The organism is Gluconobacter sp. P1D12_c, assembly GCF_018812105.1.
Classification (GTDB): Bacteria; Pseudomonadota; Alphaproteobacteria; order Acetobacterales; family Acetobacteraceae; genus Gluconobacter; species Gluconobacter oxydans_A.
In genome coordinates this window covers 1-17,516 of the sequence record NZ_JACSIQ010000009.1, presented here as the reverse complement: position 1 = coordinate 17,516, position 17,516 = coordinate 1, and the positions used below count along the sequence as shown (strand labels likewise).

The following is a 17,516-nucleotide window of genomic DNA, read 5'->3' as shown; positions in this document are numbered from 1 at the left end:
CGGATTTAACTTTTCGGATGATTTTTCCGGCCTGACCCACTTTTCCTGCCACCGCCACTTTCCTTGTTGACGGTTGCCCAGGCACGGCTCTCAGCTTCTTTCTTAGGGACGCCGTGCTTTTCATAGCTTTCTTCGATGTGCTCAGCTTGGCGTTTCTGCTTGTCTGTGTAGGCTGATTTGTCTCCACGTGGCATGGTCTGTCCTCCTGAAAACAAGGTCTGAAGCGGCATTACGCTTTAAGAACCGCCAGGTTTTGCCAGTAAGATGGCCGGATGTGGTATTTTCATAGAATGTAAGACAGTTTTCTTTCATTAAGGGCTTGCCAAGCTCAAAGCCGTTAGTTAGAAAGCGCCCACCTCGATGGATGCGCCGGTGTAGCTCAGCTGGTAGAGCACGTCATTCGTAATGATGGGGTCGGGAGTTCGAATCTCTTCTCCGGCACCATCGAGGTATTTTCCTCAAAATAGATCAGGCTACCAAGCATACAGTTCCAGTATGCAGACGGACTTTGATGTCTGGTTTTTGTCAGATTATTGCCAGAAAATTTTCTGGCTCTGGGCAAATGCTGTAAAATGGGTCTACCATTCGGCATCAGATCCTGATGCGTGGGCCACGTTGTGCTGGCTGCACTGTCTTATGGCGGCTCCATGCGTTAGGTTAGGAGCGTCATGACTGACCGTTTTCACAAACGCCTCTGGCAAAATGCCGTCAACCTGTCCCGGACCCCGCAGCGTCCGCGTGCATCGTTGCACGTTGTGGAAGGTTTGCACGAATGCTCCGTCTGTGGGCTGTTCCAGAGGGTTCCCGAACTCAAGCCTGGGTTTCTGGCAGAGTGCGAACGCTGTGGCGCGCAAATTGCACGCCGTCGGAAGACCTCCGTCATCGGTGCGCCTGCTGCTTTCTGTGTGGCCTCCGCTGCGCTCTACATTGCTCTCCTGATCAGTCCCCTCATGACGCTGAACGTCTATGGACGTGAGAACACCGTCGCTTTGATGTCTGGCCCTATTGAGCTATCGCATCAGGGCTACAACACCATGTCTTTCCTGGTCGGACTGACAACTCTGGTCATGCCAGGTATTGTCATCGCCTTGATGGGGGCTGTGCTGTATGGCGCGTCCCGCCCCCACATGCCTGACTGGACCCCGAGACTTCTGACCTGGTACGATCGCCTTCGCGGCTGGTCCATGGTGGAAGTCTATGTTCTGGGCGTTCTGGTTGCCTATACCAAGCTCGTTGATCTTGCCCTCGTCGATCTGCAACCCGGAGTGTACCTGCTGGGTGGCCTGATGCTGACGATGGCCGCAATGGATTCCACGTTTGATGACGATCTGATCTGGAACAATCGAGACTTGCGAAAAAGGGTGGACGGGCATCGCGGGCGCATTCTGGATGTTGCTCATCTGGATGCTCACGAAGACGCGCTTCCTCCTGTTGAGCACATGCTGTCCTGTCACGCCTGCGGACTGGTGGTCGCTTTTGATCATCCTGTCTTGCAGGAGGCAGATATGGGCGATTGCCCGCGGTGCGATCAGATTTTGCGCCGACGTAAAAGACAAAGCCTAGCATCGGCCAGCTGTCTTCTGATCGCAGGCGTTATTTTCTACATTCCGGCCAATATGCTGCCTGTCATGACCTACACCAAGGTGGGGTCAGGCGCGCCGAGTACCATTATCAGCGGCGTGATTGAGTTGTGGCAGGCTGGTATGGTGCCTTTGGCCCTACTGGTTCTTTTTGCCAGCATTACCGTTCCGGTTCTGAAAATTCTGGCCTTGAGTTTCATGATCATCAGCACGAAGCTGAGGTCCCGGTGGCAGCTACCGCTGCTCGGGAAACTCTATCGCATGGTGGACATTATAGGGCGTTGGTCGATGATCGACGTCTTCATGATCTCTATTCTTTGTGCGGTGGTCCATTTTGCGTTTCTGGCCAATGTGACTGCCGACCCCGGCATGATTTGCTTTGCTTTGGTCGTGATCCTGACCATTTTTGCCGTGGAGCTGTTTGATCCTCGGGCAATGTGGGATGCGGCAGGCCTGAACAGTTCTGTGGCCAGCGACGCAACGAGGCGGAGCCTTTCTGATGGCAGGCCAACCGATGGCCCCACCCCTTCTTCTGATACCTCTATGGAGCCTGAAAGCGCGTGAGCGATTCCCGAAATAATCGCGGGCAGCAGCCGGCCTTTCCGGAGGAAGCTCCGGTACGCCGGACCCGCTTCTCCCTGATTCTGCTGATTCCAGTTCTGGCTATTCTGATTTCTGGTTGGCTGGCCTGGAAGCATTTTGCCACGCGTGGGCCCGAGATCACGATTACCTTTGATACTGCAGATGGCCTCACTCCTGGCCAGACGCAGGTCAAGAACAAGGCCGTGACGCTGGGTACAGTGCAGGACATTACTCTGAGCCGTGACATGCGTCATGTGAGCGTCAAGGTTCAGATGAATGCGAATAGCGCCCATATTCTGACAGACAGCACGCGCTTCTGGGTTGTGCGGCCACGTATTAATGGCGCCAGTATCACCGGACTCGATACGTTGATTTCCGGGGCTTATATCGCGATTGATCCTGGAACCTCTGGGGAGCATTACCAGACTGAATTCCGCGGTCTTGAAGCAGCTCCGGGCGTCCGCTCTGACCAGCCTGGAACAACATTCTGGCTCGTGTCACCGGCTCTCGGTTCATTGGGTGAGGGCGCTCCCGTTTTCTTCCGGGATGTCCCTGTTGGGGATGTGCTGGGCTATACGATGCCCCCGGGAGGTGAAGGCCCGATTGTTGTGCAGGTCTTCATCAAGGCGCCATATGATCATTACCTGCGTACGGACAGTCGCTTCTGGAATGTCTCGGGAATTCAGGTTGGTCTGGGTGCCGGCGGTCTGAAGGTTCAGATGCAGTCGCTGCAAGCACTATTTTCCGGTGGTGTGGCGTTTGGGCTACCGGATAATCGGAATGCCGTGAACGCGCCTGTTGCCCCTGCAAACTCGGTTTTCAAGCTCTATACGAGCCAGGCTGATGCAGAAAGCGCCCGCTACCATCAGCGCCTCCGTGTCGTGACGTATATCGATACATCCGTGAAGGGGCTTGCGGCTGGAAGTCAGGTCAGTCTGTTCGGCCTGCAGGTTGGAACAGTGACCTCTGTAAAGTTGCAGATGCCTTCTCCGCAGGCGCACCCGAAGGTGCGGGTGGAAATGCAGATCGAGCCCGAGCGCATGATGCCGGAATGGAGCGAAAGCCAGCTTGCGCGTGCCAAGGAGTATCTTGCCGCGTTCGTGGCCAATGGCCTGCGTGCTTCCGTCCAAAGCGCCAGCTTCCTGACGGGTGAATCGCTGATCGGGCTACAGTTCGTGAAGAATGCACCACCTGTGACCATGACGTATGAGGGTGACGTCGCTGTGCTCCCCAGTCAGCCAGGTGGCATGGACGGGATTATGGAATCTGTTTCCACCATCACGGACAAGATTGCAGCGATGCCGCTCACGCAGATTGGTGAGCACGTCAATGATCTGATCGCACATGCAGATGGCCGTTTGAACAGCCGCGAAGTGACGCAGTCTCTGGTTGCGTTGCGTAATTCACTCCAAAACCTGGATGCGTTGAGCAAGAATGCCAATCAGCATCTTCCAGAGCTTATGACGGCCCTGCAGGGAACCTTGGCCAACGCTCAGACTCTTCTTGGGTCCTACGGCGGAGATACGGATTTTCAGCGTAGCCTTCAGGGCATGATTACACAGATGACGCAGATGGCGCGTTCGCTCCGCTTCCTGACGGACTATCTGGGACATCACCCATCAGCACTTATTACCGGTCGTAGGAACTGATCCCATGGCAAAATATTCGCCTCTTCGTATGCGCCTGTTGTCCATGGGATGCATGTTTGGTCTTGCAGTCTCACTGACGGCCTGTAGCAGTGATCCCAAACTGTATACGCTGGCACCTGTATCCGGGATGGTCCAATCGGGTGGTCCTGTTGTCGTGGAAGTCCGAACGCCTGCTGTTCCTTCTCGCCTCGATCGGGATACTATTGTCCGCCAGAATCGCGATTACCAGACGACATTGGCGACTGGCGATAGCTGGAGCGAAGCGCTTCCTGATATGATAGCCCAGACATTGACGACTGATCTGTCGCAGCGTCTTCCGGGGACAACTGTCGTGTCGCAGGGAGATGCGGTAACTACGACACCCTCTGCTTATGTAGAGGTGACAATCCGGAATTTCGAAGCCGATGCGGCTGGCCATGCGCTTATCACTGGTGCTGTATCCGTTCATCCTGCCCAGAAGATGATTGGCCCGGTTCTGACTGAAGCATTTAGCTGGCAATCTCCTGAGAGTGCGCAGCTGAACACCGGTAAGCTGGTAGCATCTCTCAGTCAGGGGCTGTCCGTTCTCGCAGATCACGCGGCTTACCGGCTGCGATCACTTCCCTCTACAAGCCGGTAAGAGGGACTACCCCGAGGCAATAAAAAAAGGCTCCCAAATGGGAGCCTTTTTTTATTCATATCGTCTCAGCAGAAGAGATTAGAGCTTCTCAACCTGCGTGAAGTCCAGGTCCACCGGGGTCGAACGACCGAAGATGGAAACGCTGACCTTGAGGCGCTGACGTTCTTCGTCGACTTCCTCGATCATGCCCGTAAAGGACGTGAACGGGCCGTCTGCAACGCGGATCTGCTCGCCGATCTCGAAGGTGAGGGCAGAACGTGGACGTTCCACACCTTCCTGAGCCTGCTTCATGATCCGGTCTGCTTCTGCAGCTGTAATCGGGGTTGGGCGATTGCGCGTTCCCAGAAAGCCGGTGACCTTGGGGGTATCCTTGACGAGATGCCATGCATCATCCGTCAGTTCCATCTTCACAAGAACATAGCCGGGGAAGAACTTGCGCTCTGAATTGACCTTACGGCCCCGGCGCATTTCCGTCACGTCTTCCGATGGGACAAGGATCTGCTCGAAATGGTCAGATAAGCCCTTCTGTGCAGCCTGTTCCTGAATGTGGCTCGCGATCTTTTTCTCGAACCCGGAATAGACATGCACAACATACCAACGTTTTGCCATGCTGCGGACCTAGCCTCCAACGCCAAACAGCTCGCGGACGCCCAGGCCAATGACCTGATCCACGATGAAGAAGAAGATGCAGGTCACGGTAACCATGGCAAGCACCGCACCCGTCGTAATGAGGGTGTTACGACGTGTAGGCCACGTAACCCGCTTGGCTTCGTTGCGCACGTCTTTGATGTACGTGCCCAGATTGAAGCCGGATCCGTTTTTATGAGGCGCCGTCTTACGCGACTCGTCTTTCGGGGTAGTGACCGACACCATCGTCCTCGAATCAAATGAAAATCCGCGTCCCGGTGCCGGAAAAGCTATCCGGTAAAGCGGGGTGGCAGGGGCGGAGGGTCTCGAACCCACAACCTTCGGTTTTGGAGACCGACGCTCTAGCCAATTGAGCTACGCCCCTATCATCGGGGGTACCACAAAGACTGTGATACACCAACGACAGTGGGGCGGAAAAGATAATGTTCAGGGATGAAAGTCAAGTACCCATAAGCATCTAGGTTCATATTTTTCATTTCTGGCATTCCCCCTCTTGCGAGGGTGCTGAAGAATGGAGTATGACACCGGCAACCTAAGGGCGGGCGTAGCATAGTGGTAATGCAGTAGCCTTCCAAGCTTCTGAGGAGGGTTCGATTCCCTTCGCCCGCTCCAGCAGGTTCCCCAAAAAAACTGATCCAAGCGACTAGCCGGGCTGGCCACTTTTATTGCCTTTTCTGCTCTGCCAAGCGTCTGGCCGCAGTTCCTGTGAGCTGACTGCGTACTCCGCAACTCTCTTGCCCGGTGTCGGCATTTTGTCTCGGCCTCACAGCGGCAAGCGAGCATGCGCCTTGACTGTTTTATTGGGAATGAAGAATTTGCCTGCAAAAAGCAGTGTTACACTGAAAAATTGAGTTGTGCGGTAAGGTTGTAGCTCTGCCTCGGTTGCACTGGATCATGGGGACGTGCTAGAGGCGGCGCCAAGTGGAGGACCGGGTTCAGACGAATCCTGCGTAGGGTCGTGTGTGCCTGAATCCCAACGGATTTGGAAGCAAGGGACCGGATAAGCCGGTTCCGGCCGCATCCTGCGGCGGAAAAGTGAGACGGAACACGCGTGTGACGGTGACACAGGTGCCGCAGATGGGACCCACAGGTGGCTTGGCTCAACGCTATGCCCGAGCGCTTTACGATTATGCCTCAGAGCAGGGAGCGCTCTCTGATGTGCTGGCTCAGGTTCGGGGACTTCGCGATGCGATTTCCCAGAGTGCTGACCTGCGGACGTTCCTTGCGGACTCCCGCCTTGATGCGCATCGCTCAAGCAAGGTTGCTGGTGCCCTGACCGAGAAACTCGGTTTCGGAGATGCCGTCCGTCGCTTCGTCGGCGTGATTGCTGCGAACCACCGTCTTGCTGATCTCGCTTCTATCCTGGACGGCGTGCTGGCCCTTGATGCGAGCCTCCGCGGCGAAACCGTTGCAGAAATCCGCTCCGCTCAGCCTCTTACTGACATGCAGCGCAGCCAGCTTCAGGGCCGTCTGGCCGAAGCGGGTTACAGCCGCGTGTCCATGATCGAACGTACAGATGCCTCCCTGATCGGCGGTATGACTGTACGTGTCGGTTCTACATTGTTTGATACTTCGATCGCCGGGCGCCTGACTCGCCTGCAGAACGCCATGAAGGGAGCCGCGTGATGGATATCCGTCCCGCTGAGATTTCGGACATCCTCAAGCAGCAGATCGCGTCTTTCGACAAGGTCGAGACCGTTTCCGAGACGGGCACGGTCCTGTCGATTGGTGACGGCATTGCTCGTGTTTACGGCCTGACGAATGTCATGGCTGGCGAAATGGTCGAGTTTGAAGGCTCTGGCCTCAAGGGCATGGCGCTGAACCTCGAAGCCGACAACGTCGGTATCGTGATTTTCGGTGATGGCGACGAAATCCGTGAAGGTGACACGGTTCTTCGCACGAAGTCCGTTGTTGAAGTTCCGGTTGGCAAGGGGCTCCTTGGTCGCGTTGTTGACGGCCTTGGTAACCCGATCGACGGTCGTGGTCCGCTGACGGACGTGGAATATCGCCGCGCCGAAGTGAAGGCTCCAGGCATCATGCCACGTCAGTCGGTCAGCGAACCGATGCAGACGGGTATCAAGGCTATTGATGCTCTGGTTCCGATCGGGCGTGGCCAGCGTGAGCTGATCATTGGTGACCGTCAGACCGGTAAGACGGCGATCCTGGTTGACACCATTGTGGCCCAGAAGCCAGTCAATGCTGAAGGCGACCCGAAGAAGTCTCTTTACTGCATTTACGTTGCTGTTGGTCAGAAGCGCTCCACGGTTGCAAACCTAGTTCGTACGCTGACGGAGCAGGGCGCGATGGAGTATTCCATCGTTGTTGCTGCTACGGCTTCTGATGCTGCACCAATGCAGTATCTGGCACCCTACACGGCTTGCGCTATGGGTGAGTATTTCCGTGACAACGGCATGCATGCTCTGGCTTGCTACGATGACCTGTCGAAGCAGGCTGTTGCATACCGTCAGATGTCACTGCTGCTGCGCCGTCCGCCGGCACGTGAAGCTTTCCCGGGTGACGTGTTCTATCTGCACTCCCGTCTTCTCGAGCGTGCAGCCAAGATGTCTGATGCCAACGGCGGCGGCTCTCTGACGGCTCTGCCAGTCATCGAGACGCAGGCTGGTGACACGGCTGCATACATCCCGACCAACGTGATTTCCATCACCGACGGTCAGATCTTCCTTGAGACGGACCTGTTCTACAAGGGTATCCGTCCGGCTGTGAACGTCGGTGGTTCTGTGTCCCGTGTGGGCTCGGCCGCTCAGATCAAGGCGATGAAGCAGGTTGCCGGCAAGATCAAGCTTGAGCTGGCTCAGTATCGTGAAATGGCTGCGTTCTCGCAGTTCGCTTCCGATCTGGATGCTGCAACGCGCAAGCAGCTTGATCGTGGTGCACGTCTGGTCGAGCTGCTGAAGCAGCCTGAGACGTCCCCGCTTCCGGTTGAAGAGCAGGTTGTTGTTCTTTTCGCTGGTACCCGTGGATATGTTGATCCGATCGCCGTGGATAAGGTCGTGGCCTACGAGGCTGCACTGCTGACTGAAATGCGTGGCGCTGGCGCTGGCATTCTGACGGCTATCCGCAACGATCGTCAGATCAAGCCGGAGACGGAAGGCAAGCTCAAGGAGCTGCTCGAAGCTTTCGGTAAGCGCTTTGCAGCCTGAGGATAGTCCATGGCTTCGCTGAAGGAACTGCGCGGTCGGATCACGGGCGTCAAATCGACGCGCAAGATCACGAACGCCATGAAAATGGTCGCAGCATCCAAGCTGCGACGCGCCCAGTCCCAGGCTGAGGCGGCTCGTCCCTACGCCGAGGCCATGGGCCGCATGATGGCGGAACTGGCAGCGGCAAGCCGCGGCGCTGATGCGTCCAGCCTGCCGACGCTGCTGGGCGGTACGGGTAAGGATCAGGTCCATCTTGTGGTGGTCCTGACTTCGGATCGTGGTCTGGCGGGTGGCTTTAACGCCAACATCGTTCGGAGTGCACGTCAGCTGATCCGCACGCTGCGGGATGAGGGGCGGACAGTGCGTCTTCTGCCGGTTGGCCGTAAGGGTGCTGATATTCTTGCAAAGGAATATCCGGATCTGGTGGTTGAGCGCATGGCAGGGACGGAAGGCCGTGACGTCGGTTTCGACAAGGCTGAGTATGTGGGCAAGAAGATTGTCGCCATGCTTGAAGCCGGCGAGATTGATCGCTGCACGCTGATCTACAACCGCTTCGTCAACGCGATGACGCAGATTGCCATCCAGCTTCCGCTGGTGCCTCTGTCTGTTGCGGAAAATGACAATGCAGCGCCTGCCGAGGCTGCCCAATACGAATTCGAGCCCGATGAGGCTACGCTCCTGGCCAATCTTCTGCCACGCAATCTTCAGGTGCAGATTTTCTCTGCCCTGCTGGAGAGTGCAGCAGGTGAGCAAGGTGCACGGATGACGGCTATGGACAACGCGAGCCGGAACGCCAGCAAGGCAATCGACCGTCTGTCCCAGAAGTACAACCGTACGCGCCAGGCCAACATTACCAATGAACTGATCGAGATCATCTCCGGCGCAGAAGCCGTTTGAGATCACGCAGGAGACGAACCGATGTCTGAGACTCTTAACCCTTCTGCCCCGACTGCAAATAACGTCGTCGGCCGTGTCACGCAGGTGCGTGGCCCGGTTGTTGACGTGCAGTTCGAAGGCGATCTTCCGCATATCCTGAACGCCCTGCATGTTCAGAACGGCGATCACACGCTTGTTCTGGAAGTTGCACAGGAAATCGGTGAGCGTCAGGTCCGCTGCATTGCCATGGACACGACGGACGGCCTGAGCCGTGGCGCGGAAGTCCGTGACACTGGCAAGCAGATCATGGTTCCGGTTGGCCCCGCTACACTTGGCCGTATCCTGAACGTCATTGGCGAAGCCATTGACGAACGTGGTCCGATCGTCAGTGACAAGTATTTCCCGATCCACCGTAAGGCTCCGTCCTTCGAGGAGCAGGCTGCTGCGTCCGAAATTCTCGTAACAGGCATCAAGGTCGTTGACCTTCTTTGCCCGTACCTGAAGGGCGGCAAGATCGGCCTGTTCGGTGGCGCAGGCGTTGGCAAGACCGTTATTATTCAGGAACTCATCAATAACATCGCGAAGGCACACGGTGGCGTGTCCGTGTTCGCAGGTGTGGGTGAGCGTACCCGTGAAGGTAACGACCTGTATTTCGAAATGCAGGACGCTGGCGTTATCAAGATCGCTGAAGACGGTTCCACGGAAGGCTCCAAGGTTGCTCTGGTCTATGGCCAGATGAACGAGCCGCCGGGAGCACGTGCCCGTGTTGCTCTGACGGGTCTGTCACTCGCAGAATATTTCCGTGACGAAGAAGGTCAGGACGTTCTGTTCTTCGTGGACAACATCTTCCGCTTCACGCAGGCTGGTTCGGAAGTGTCCGCTCTGCTGGGCCGTATTCCGTCCGCCGTGGGCTATCAGCCGACGCTGGCAACGGAAATGGGTGCCCTTCAGGAGCGCATCACGTCCACCAAGAAGGGCTCCATCACGTCCGTTCAGGCCGTGTACGTCCCTGCTGACGATCTGACCGATCCGGCACCTGCCGCGACCTTTGCTCACCTTGATGCCACGACGGTTCTGAACCGTTCGATTGCAGAAATGGGCATCTATCCGGCTGTTGATCCGCTGGACTCCACGTCCCGCTCGCTCGACCCGAAGATCGTCGGTCAGGAACACTACGACATCGCTCGTAAGGTTCAGCAGACGCTTCAGACCTACAAGGGTCTGCAGGACATCATCGCGATCCTGGGCATGGATGAGCTGTCTGAAGAAGATAAGAAGATCGTTGGCCGCGCACGTCGCATCCAGCGCTTCCTGTCCCAGCCGTTCCATGTGGCTGAAGTCTTCACCGGCGCACCTGGCAAGCTGGTTGCTTTGGAAGACACGATCCGTTCCTTCAAGGCTGTTGTGAACGGTGAATACGATCACCTGCCAGAAGGCGCGTTCTACATGGTTGGCGACATTGACGAGGCCATCGCCAAGGCCGAGAAGATGAAGCAGGAGGCCTGATCCTGATGCCCCTACGCATCGAGATCGTCAGCCCGGAAAAGCGCCTTGTTGACCGTCAGGTCGACATGGCGGTGGTCCCGGGCATGGAGGGCGATATTGCAGCCATGCCGGACCGTGCACCGCTGATGCTTCAGCTGCGTGGTGGCGTTGTGGCCCTGTATGAAGGCGACAAGATCGTCGACCGTTATTTCGTGGGCGGTGGTTTCGCAGATATGGGCGCAGAACACTGCACCATTCTGGCAGATTCTGCTCAGCTCATGAGCGAGCTGTCTGCGGATGATGCCCGTGATCGTCTGCGGGATCTGGAAACCACATGGGCCCAGATCGAGCCGAACGACACTGATGCGCATGACCGTCTCAGCCGTGAAATCCAGAGCGTTCGCGCTGAACTGGAAGCTGTTGAAGGTCCTGCTTCAGTCTGAGGCTGAACGCAGCATCTATGAAAAGAGAAAGAACCCATCCGGTCAGTTGACTGGGTGGGTTTTTCTTTGTCTGCAAGCTTCCTGTATGCTGCCGTCCAGACTTTACCAAGTGATGGTGGCGCGTAATGACGGACTCTTCCCCTGACACTGAAATTATGTCCGAGGGCGTTGATCTCGCCTCTGTAGAGGCAATCGAATGTGCAGGGGATGTAGTAGACGCAGAGCGGGAAGAAGGCGCGACACCTGAACCGATTGCAGAAGATATCATCGAGCTGACAGTTGTCGTTCGGGAGAGCGTCAGTAGTGCTCTCTGGGAAAACAGCGTCCCAGTTTTGCTGGAGCTTGCGGTTCGTAATCTTGCAGATCGAGATCTCTCAGATGTCGAGATTACGCTGCATTCCAAGCCCGGTGTGCTCCGAACAACCTCCTGGCGGCTCCAGTCTCTCGGAATGGGACAGTTTCGGGCGTTAGAGCGCCTCGATGTGGAACTGGATGGCGCCTATCTCGCCTCGCTGAGTGAAGCAACGCGCGCTGAAGTTCATTTTACAGTTTCGGAGATACAGCCCGATGGTGCGCGGGCAACGCTTCTCGAACGCGTTCTTCCTCTGACTGTCCGCTGCCGGAGCGAATGGGGCGGATTACAGGGGCTGCCCGATCTGCTTGCTGCCTTCGTTCTACCAAATGATCCTGCTGTCGCAAAAATTCTTCGTTCAGCTTCTCTTCTTCTACAGGAGGCCGGCCACAGTGGCTCTTTGGAAGGATACCAAGGTGGTCGAAAGCGGGCGTGGGAACAGGCACAGGCGATCTGGTGCGCAATCGCTGGCTTGAACATTACGTATGTCAGTCCCCCGGCCTCTTTTGTGGAGGCTGGCCAGAGGATGCGTCTTCCCACTCAGATTGTGGAAGACCGACTGGCGACTTGCCTGGATACAGCCTTACTGTTTGCGTCCTGTCTTGAGGCTGTTGGCTTGCGGCCATTACTGATCATGCTCAAAGGTCATGCGTTTTCTGGTCTATGGCTATCTCGGGAGCAGTCTGGAACCTCAGTCATTCAGGATCTGCCTGGATTGCGGAACAGGGTAGCCCTTGATGATGTCTGTGTGTTCGAGACAACGCTTGTAACGGCAGCGTCTTGCCCGGATTTCGCAAAGGCATGTGAGCGTGGGCTTGCCCAGCTTCAGGATGATGGTGAAGACTCGAAATTTGAAGAGGTCATAGACGTCCACCGCGCCCGACTGCGCCGCATTCGGCCGTTGTCATCGCTTGTGCCTAATACTGATCCGGGCGAGAGCGATGACGTGGCGACCTCTGCCACGCCTCAGCTAAAAGCAGCGCCTGATCTTCGGGAAGAACTCGGAGACCATGAAAACGAAGAGACACCGGAATCCCGTTTGGATCGCTGGTGTAAGCGGCTACTGGATATTTCAGGCCGAAGCCGCCTTCTGAACCTGCCACGCTCTGAGAAGCAGATCATCGAGATCTGCTGTGCAGATACGGGAAGGTTGGAAGACCGTCTGGCAGAAATGCGGGGAGGGGAACGGAAACCAGCGCTCAGGCTGCGAGCCCGTCCCGAACTGATGGATGGGTCTGACCCGAGAAGTGCTGTGCTTCATCAGCAGCGTCATCATGACGATCAGCACAGGGCTATTGCCGCAGAGGCTCTGGAGCACGGTGAGCTACTGGTTGCAAGGGATGAAGCTGGCTTACAGTCCGCTCTTACAGAAATCTATCGCAAGGCTCGTGCGGCTGCGCAGGAGGGCGGGGCAAACACACTTTTCCTGACTCTGGGAGAACTTGTGTGGGAACCTCGTGGGCGGGATTGCAAGGCGAGAGCCCCATTGATTCTGGTCCCCGTTATTCTGGAACGTAGCAGCATTAACGCTCCATTCCGGTTGCGCGCGCATACCGATGAAAGTCGGGTGAATGGCAGTCTTCTGGAAGTTCTTCGACAAGATTTCGCCATGCGGTTTCCTGAACTTGAAGGAGAGCTTCCTCAGGATGAAGCTGGTTTGGACGTTGCGCGCATCTTTGACATTTTCCGCGCAAAAATCCGTCAGCTCCCGCAATGGGAAGTGCAGGAACGTGTCAGCCTGACGACCCTCTCTTTCGCCAAGTTCCTCATGTGGAAGGATTTGCAGGAAAGACGGGACGCGCTGCGTATTAACCCGGTTGCCAGTCGTTTGCTGGATGGGGTTTCAGAATCTGATGACACCGGAAGTGGTTTCCCCACGGCTTTGTTCGAGGGGCAGAAATCGCTGGATAACGCTCTGGACGAGGCGTCCCTGCTTTGTCCCATGGAAGCTGACTCGTCCCAATTAACCGCCGTAGCTCGGGCGGCAGCGGGTGAAAATTTCGTCCTGATCGGTCCGCCTGGAACCGGCAAAAGCCAGACGATTGCCAATATTATCGCTGATACGCTGGGACGGGGTAAGACGGTCCTGTTCGTCGCAGAAAAAAGAACTGCGCTGGAAGTCGTACGGAATCGTCTGCGTTCTGTAGGGCTGAGTGAGTTCTGCCTGGATCTGTTTTCGCCTCAGGCTGGGCGCGGCGCAGTGCTGGAACAGTTTCAGCAGGTTCAACTGGTCAGGGAAGAGTTTTCAACAGCGGAATGGACGTCGGCCCAAAGCCGTCTGATGGCCGTCCGCCAGGATTTGAATGCCTATGTGCAGGATCTGCATAAGCGGTGGAGCAACGGATGGACTCCCTATCAGGCCATAGGCGTGGTTCTGGAGGCCGATCGTAACGGCACTTATCCGCTTGCTCTGAAATGGTCAGCTCCAGACGCCCATGCGGAAGCAGACTGGGAGTCGCTCAGGAATGCAGCCAGTCTGTTGGCGGGACTCTATGAGCGCTTCGGACGGGATGCCCTGTCGCCTCAGTTGTTGGGAATAGAGCAGGAAGAGTGGACGTCTCGCTGGCAGGATCAGATCCTTCAGCAGAGTCAGGCCTTGAGAGGGCAGCTCGATGCGCTGTCCCAAGCAACGGACGATCTGTGCCGCGTACTGGGTTTGACTGGGACTGACCGATCATTGGCTCAACTCCATCGACTACAGTCGTTCTGTGCTCTGTTGTATCGGCCGGAAGCGGCCTGGGGAGCATGGGCCCTTTCCGAAGATGCGCACGACAAGGCTCAGGTTGTTCTTGCGGAAAAAGAACGGATTGCACGTCATTGCACTCTGGAGCAGGGGCTGGCTGTGCGTTGGAGTGATGCGAAAACACTCCCGTTGGAAGACTTGCATCGTGAGTGGAAGGACTCCGAAGACAAATGGCTTCTTTCGCGCAGGAGTGCTCAGAAAGCTGTACGCCGCCGACTTGAAGCGAGTGCGAAAAGCGTCTTACCGGACGACTTGAGTGATGAGCTGTCCCGGCTTCTGGAGCTGTCTGCGCTGGAACGCGACCTGAAGGGAGCCCCTCATAGAGAGGTTGTCGGTTCTCTCTGGAGTGATGTGACGACCGATTTTGGCAAGATCGAAGCCGCTCTGCTCTGGGGAGCTGAGATTCGCGCCGCATTGGCAAGCTGCGTCTCGGATCTCGCAGGATTGCTCTCTGTGAGACGGCATATCCGGGAGCTGCTGACAGAAGGGCGTGATCTTCTTGCAGAGAGTGGTCCGGTAGGTCTGAAAATTGCGGGGTTCAGGAAGGCACTTTCGGCTGCTGAGGAAAGCCTGAGCCTTTTGGCCGACCTGGCGGGAAGTCCTTGTCTTGCAATCGAGCCAGATGGCGAAGACTGGCTGCTGCGTTTGTCTCAACATCTGACTGGCTGGCTTGAGCAGGGTAAAAATCTGCGGGACTGGTGTGCGTGGCGAAAGGCCTGTCACACAGCTGAGCGTCTGGGATTGGGTCCGTTAGTAGAGGCCCTTGTGGCAGAGCGCGTGGCTCCGAAAGAGCTTCAATCCGTTCTGACTGCCGCTTATGCCCGATGGTGGTTGGCAGCAGCCGTTGATGAGCAGCCACGACTGCGCGGTTTCGTTGCCGCAGCGCATGAAGAACAGATCGAGCGCTTCAAGACCTGGGATGGAGACGCTGCCAGTCTGGCAGGGCGTCTGATCCGGGCAAGGCTCTCAGGTAATATTCCCGCTCAGGACGTGCGGCGGCAGGACTCACAGTATGTGATGATTCATCGTGAAGCGCAGAAGAAAGCCCGGCATATGCCGATTCGTCAGTTGGCTGCTGCTGCACCACGGGCGGTGAGAGCGCTTACGCCCTGCTTCATGATGAGCCCTCTTTCCGTAGCGCAATATCTCCCCCCGGACAGTGAGCCGTTCGATCTGGTCATTTTCGATGAAGCCTCGCAAATCCCGACATGGGATGCCATCGGGGCCATCGGACGTGGCCGACAGGTGATCGTGGTCGGAGACCCCAAGCAGCTACCGCCGACCAGCTTCTTTGCGCGAAGTGAGAATGAGGACGACGACGGTGAACTCTGCGATATGGAGTCCATTCTCGATGAGTGTCGTGCGGCTGGTGTGCCGGAAATTACGCTGAAATGGCACTATCGCAGCCGGCACGAGAGCCTGATCGCGTTTTCCAACAGTCAGTATTATGGCAGCGACCTCATCACGTTCCCCTCGAACGTGACGCAGGATCGAGCCGTTTCCTTCCGGTTTGTGGAGGGGGGCAACTACCAGAGAGGTGGCAGCAGAACCAATCCCGCAGAAGCCAGAGCTGTTGCGGATGCTGTTGTAAGGCATTTGAAGACTGCCGGAGAGAAATCCGTTGGCGTCGTAACGTTCAACGGAGAGCAGCAGACACTGATTACTGATCTGCTGGAAAAGGCCCAGATGGAGGATTCCTCGCTGGTGCCGTTCTTTAGCGAAGAGTGCCCGGAACCTGTCCTAATTCGGAATCTGGAAAATGTGCAGGGAGAAGAGCGGGACGTGATGTTCTTTTCCCTCACCTATGCGCCGGAGCTAAAAGGGGCGCCTTACGTTTCGTTTGGGCCGTTGAATCGTGCGGGCGGTGAAAGACGCCTCAACGTCGCTGTGACGCGGGCGCGTGAAAAGCTGGTTGTTTTTGGTTCTCTGCGTGCTGAACAGATCGATCCGTCCAGAAGCTCTGCAGAAGGTGTACTGCATCTTCGGAAGTTCCTGACTTTTGCAGAGCACGGTGCAGGTGCACTTGCCGGTTTGCATCAAGGGTCAGTCGGAGAAGAAGAAAGCCGCTTTGAACTCGAAGTCTCGGCGTTGTTGCGTCAGCGCGGATGGGATGTTCGTCCCCAGATAGGTGTCTCCCGCTTTCGGATTGATCTTGGCGTGGTGGACCCGGACATGCCCGGAAGCTTTCTTGCGGGCGTCGAGTGCGATGGCGCGACTTACCATCGCAGTGCCACCGCGCGTGATCGCGACAGACTGCGTCAGGCCGTTCTGGAAAATCTTGGCTGGGCGATTTTCCGTGTTTGGTCGACTGACTGGTGGCTGAATGCGAACCGCGAGGTGGAACGTCTGGATCAAGCCCTGAAGCTGAGATTGGAAGCCGTAAGAGAAAGTCGACTTAGTCTTCCGGTCGAGGAGCCAGATACTGAGGTCCAGGAAGTGCCGGAGACTGAAAGCGCTTTCGTAGAAGAGCCATCTCTCTACGCGGGGTTTGTCCCTCATGACACGAGCGATGCTGTGCGTGCTCCCTCTACTCCGGAGGACGATAGTGAAGAGGCATTATCGGCCCAGCCAGATGCGGCGCGTTTCACAGATGATGACTATCTGCCGGTTCTGCAGTCTCTGATTCAGCAGGCTCTTTGTGAGAAGGGGGTTCTGCATGAAACGGCCCTAATCCAGAAAATCGCGAGACAACATGGTTTCGCACGGGCGGGACGACAGATCCGGGAGCGAGTTCTTACAGCCATCCCTGATGGCGTGGGAAAAACTACCGAAGACGCTGGAACGTTCTTTTGGGAAACAGAAGACGTTGTCTGCGATCCTGAGACCGTCTTGAAGCGAGACTCTGGAGAGAGTGTTGATCCTGCTCAGGTTCCGATGTCGGTTCTTACCGCCCTGGCCAGAAAGCAGCAGGACCGGGGCTTGGGAGAAGAAGAGGGCATCGGAGAGATGCGAAAAGCCTGCGGATTAGGGCGTATCGGGGCGGCGAGCAGGCTGCGTTTCCACGGCGCATGGCTTTCTGCGGCGGCAAACATAGAAAACTAAGGAAAAAGGGACGCCAGATGATTTTTCTGGCGTTTTTTTTGATTTTTTTAGTTTTGTTTTGTGAATGGAAAATGTGTGTAAGGGGGAAAAGTTCAGGAAATCTGTGGGTTAGTGTTGTGGATAAGTGTTGTGTGATGATTGTTTGACAGTGATGGGTGTGGGCCGTATAAGCCCGTTCACCGACGCAGCGGGGCCTTCTTCGAGGGTCTGGCGGGGTTGGTTGAGATGCTGATCTTTGAAAATTGAATATGGAATTGGAAGGGATATGTTGGCGGCGTTTTGGTGCTGCTGGTTTTGGGATTATTTTCCTGAGACCTGAGTGTCGAAGTGTTAGAC

The 17,516-nt window shown here is 56.3% G+C and carries 11 protein-coding genes, 3 tRNA genes and 1 pseudogene; 11 read left to right on the top strand and 4 right to left on the bottom strand.

Translation table 11 applies throughout. The features are described 5' to 3' along the window. Positions 1–26: 26 nt before the first annotated feature. A pseudogene (locus KP705_RS11015) lies at positions 27–194 on the bottom strand (plasmid stabilization protein); the annotation flags it as partial. A gap of 174 nt (positions 195–368) precedes the next feature. On the opposite strand from KP705_RS11015, the gene KP705_RS11010 reads away from it, so the two are divergent. The 4 genes from KP705_RS11010 to KP705_RS10995 all read left to right on the top strand — a co-directional run bounded on the left by KP705_RS11010 (position 369) and on the right by KP705_RS10995 (position 4,430). Further along, positions 369–444 (top strand) — tRNA-Thr (locus KP705_RS11010). 224 nt (positions 445–668) lie between these two features. Further along, positions 669–2,144: a paraquat-inducible protein A gene (locus KP705_RS11005; protein WP_046900222.1), complete on the top strand. Its 1,476-nt coding sequence runs from the start codon at positions 669–671 to the stop codon at positions 2,142–2,144. Further along, on the top strand, positions 2,141–3,811 hold the full coding sequence (locus KP705_RS11000; RefSeq protein WP_215764446.1) for an MlaD family protein: 1,671 nt from the start codon (positions 2,141–2,143) through the stop codon (positions 3,809–3,811). The genes KP705_RS11005 and KP705_RS11000 overlap by 4 nt, the downstream gene beginning before the upstream one ends. 4 nt (positions 3,812–3,815) lie before the next feature. Continuing rightward, positions 3,816–4,430, top strand: coding sequence for a membrane integrity-associated transporter subunit PqiC (locus KP705_RS10995; RefSeq protein ID WP_215764445.1), 615 nt, complete (start codon positions 3,816–3,818; stop codon positions 4,428–4,430). Positions 4,431–4,508: 78 nt separating this feature from the next. Here the strand turns inward: KP705_RS10995 and nusG are convergent, their stop codons facing one another. The 3 genes from nusG to KP705_RS10980 all read right to left on the bottom strand — a co-directional run bounded on the left by nusG (position 4,509) and on the right by KP705_RS10980 (position 5,442). Continuing rightward, positions 4,509–5,039, bottom strand: coding sequence for a transcription termination/antitermination protein NusG (gene nusG / locus KP705_RS10990; protein WP_046900219.1), 531 nt, complete (start codon positions 5,037–5,039; stop codon positions 4,509–4,511). Between the two features lie 9 nt (positions 5,040–5,048). Continuing rightward, entirely contained in the window at positions 5,049–5,393 is a 345-nt protein-coding gene (secE, locus tag KP705_RS10985) for a preprotein translocase subunit SecE (protein WP_308267426.1), read from the bottom strand. Then, positions 5,366–5,442 (bottom strand) — tRNA-Trp (locus tag KP705_RS10980). The genes secE and KP705_RS10980 overlap by 28 nt, the downstream gene beginning before the upstream one ends. Positions 5,443–5,616: 174 nt before the next feature. Here KP705_RS10980 and KP705_RS10975 point away from each other — a divergent pair. The 7 genes from KP705_RS10975 to KP705_RS10945 all read left to right on the top strand — a co-directional run bounded on the left by KP705_RS10975 (position 5,617) and on the right by KP705_RS10945 (position 17,180). After that, positions 5,617–5,690: transfer RNA gene (locus KP705_RS10975), tRNA-Gly, on the top strand. 441 nt (positions 5,691–6,131) lie between these two features. Beyond that, on the top strand, positions 6,132–6,704 hold the full coding sequence (gene atpH, locus KP705_RS10970; RefSeq protein WP_064274294.1) for an ATP synthase F1 subunit delta: 573 nt from the start codon (positions 6,132–6,134) through the stop codon (positions 6,702–6,704). After that, positions 6,704–8,239 (top strand): F0F1 ATP synthase subunit alpha, encoded by a 1,536-nt coding sequence (atpA, locus tag KP705_RS10965; protein WP_046900218.1) that lies wholly within the window; start codon positions 6,704–6,706, stop codon positions 8,237–8,239. The genes atpH and atpA overlap by 1 nt, the downstream gene beginning before the upstream one ends. Positions 8,240–8,248: 9 nt before the next feature. Next, a complete protein-coding gene (locus tag KP705_RS10960; protein ID WP_215764444.1) occupies positions 8,249–9,136 on the top strand; it encodes a F0F1 ATP synthase subunit gamma in 888 nt (295 codons plus the stop codon). A gap of 21 nt (positions 9,137–9,157) precedes the next feature. Beyond that, on the top strand, positions 9,158–10,621 hold the full coding sequence (atpD, locus tag KP705_RS10955; protein ID WP_046900216.1) for a F0F1 ATP synthase subunit beta: 1,464 nt from the start codon (positions 9,158–9,160) through the stop codon (positions 10,619–10,621). Between the two features lie 5 nt (positions 10,622–10,626). Beyond that, positions 10,627–11,043, top strand: a complete 417-nt coding sequence (gene atpC / locus KP705_RS10950; RefSeq protein WP_046900215.1) for an ATP synthase F1 subunit epsilon — start codon at positions 10,627–10,629, stop codon at positions 11,041–11,043. 125 nt (positions 11,044–11,168) lie between these two features. Beyond that, complete coding sequence (locus KP705_RS10945) at positions 11,169–17,180, top strand: DUF4011 domain-containing protein (protein WP_215764443.1); 6,012 nt, start codon at positions 11,169–11,171, stop codon at positions 17,178–17,180. The last annotated feature ends 336 nt before the right edge of the window (positions 17,181–17,516 follow it).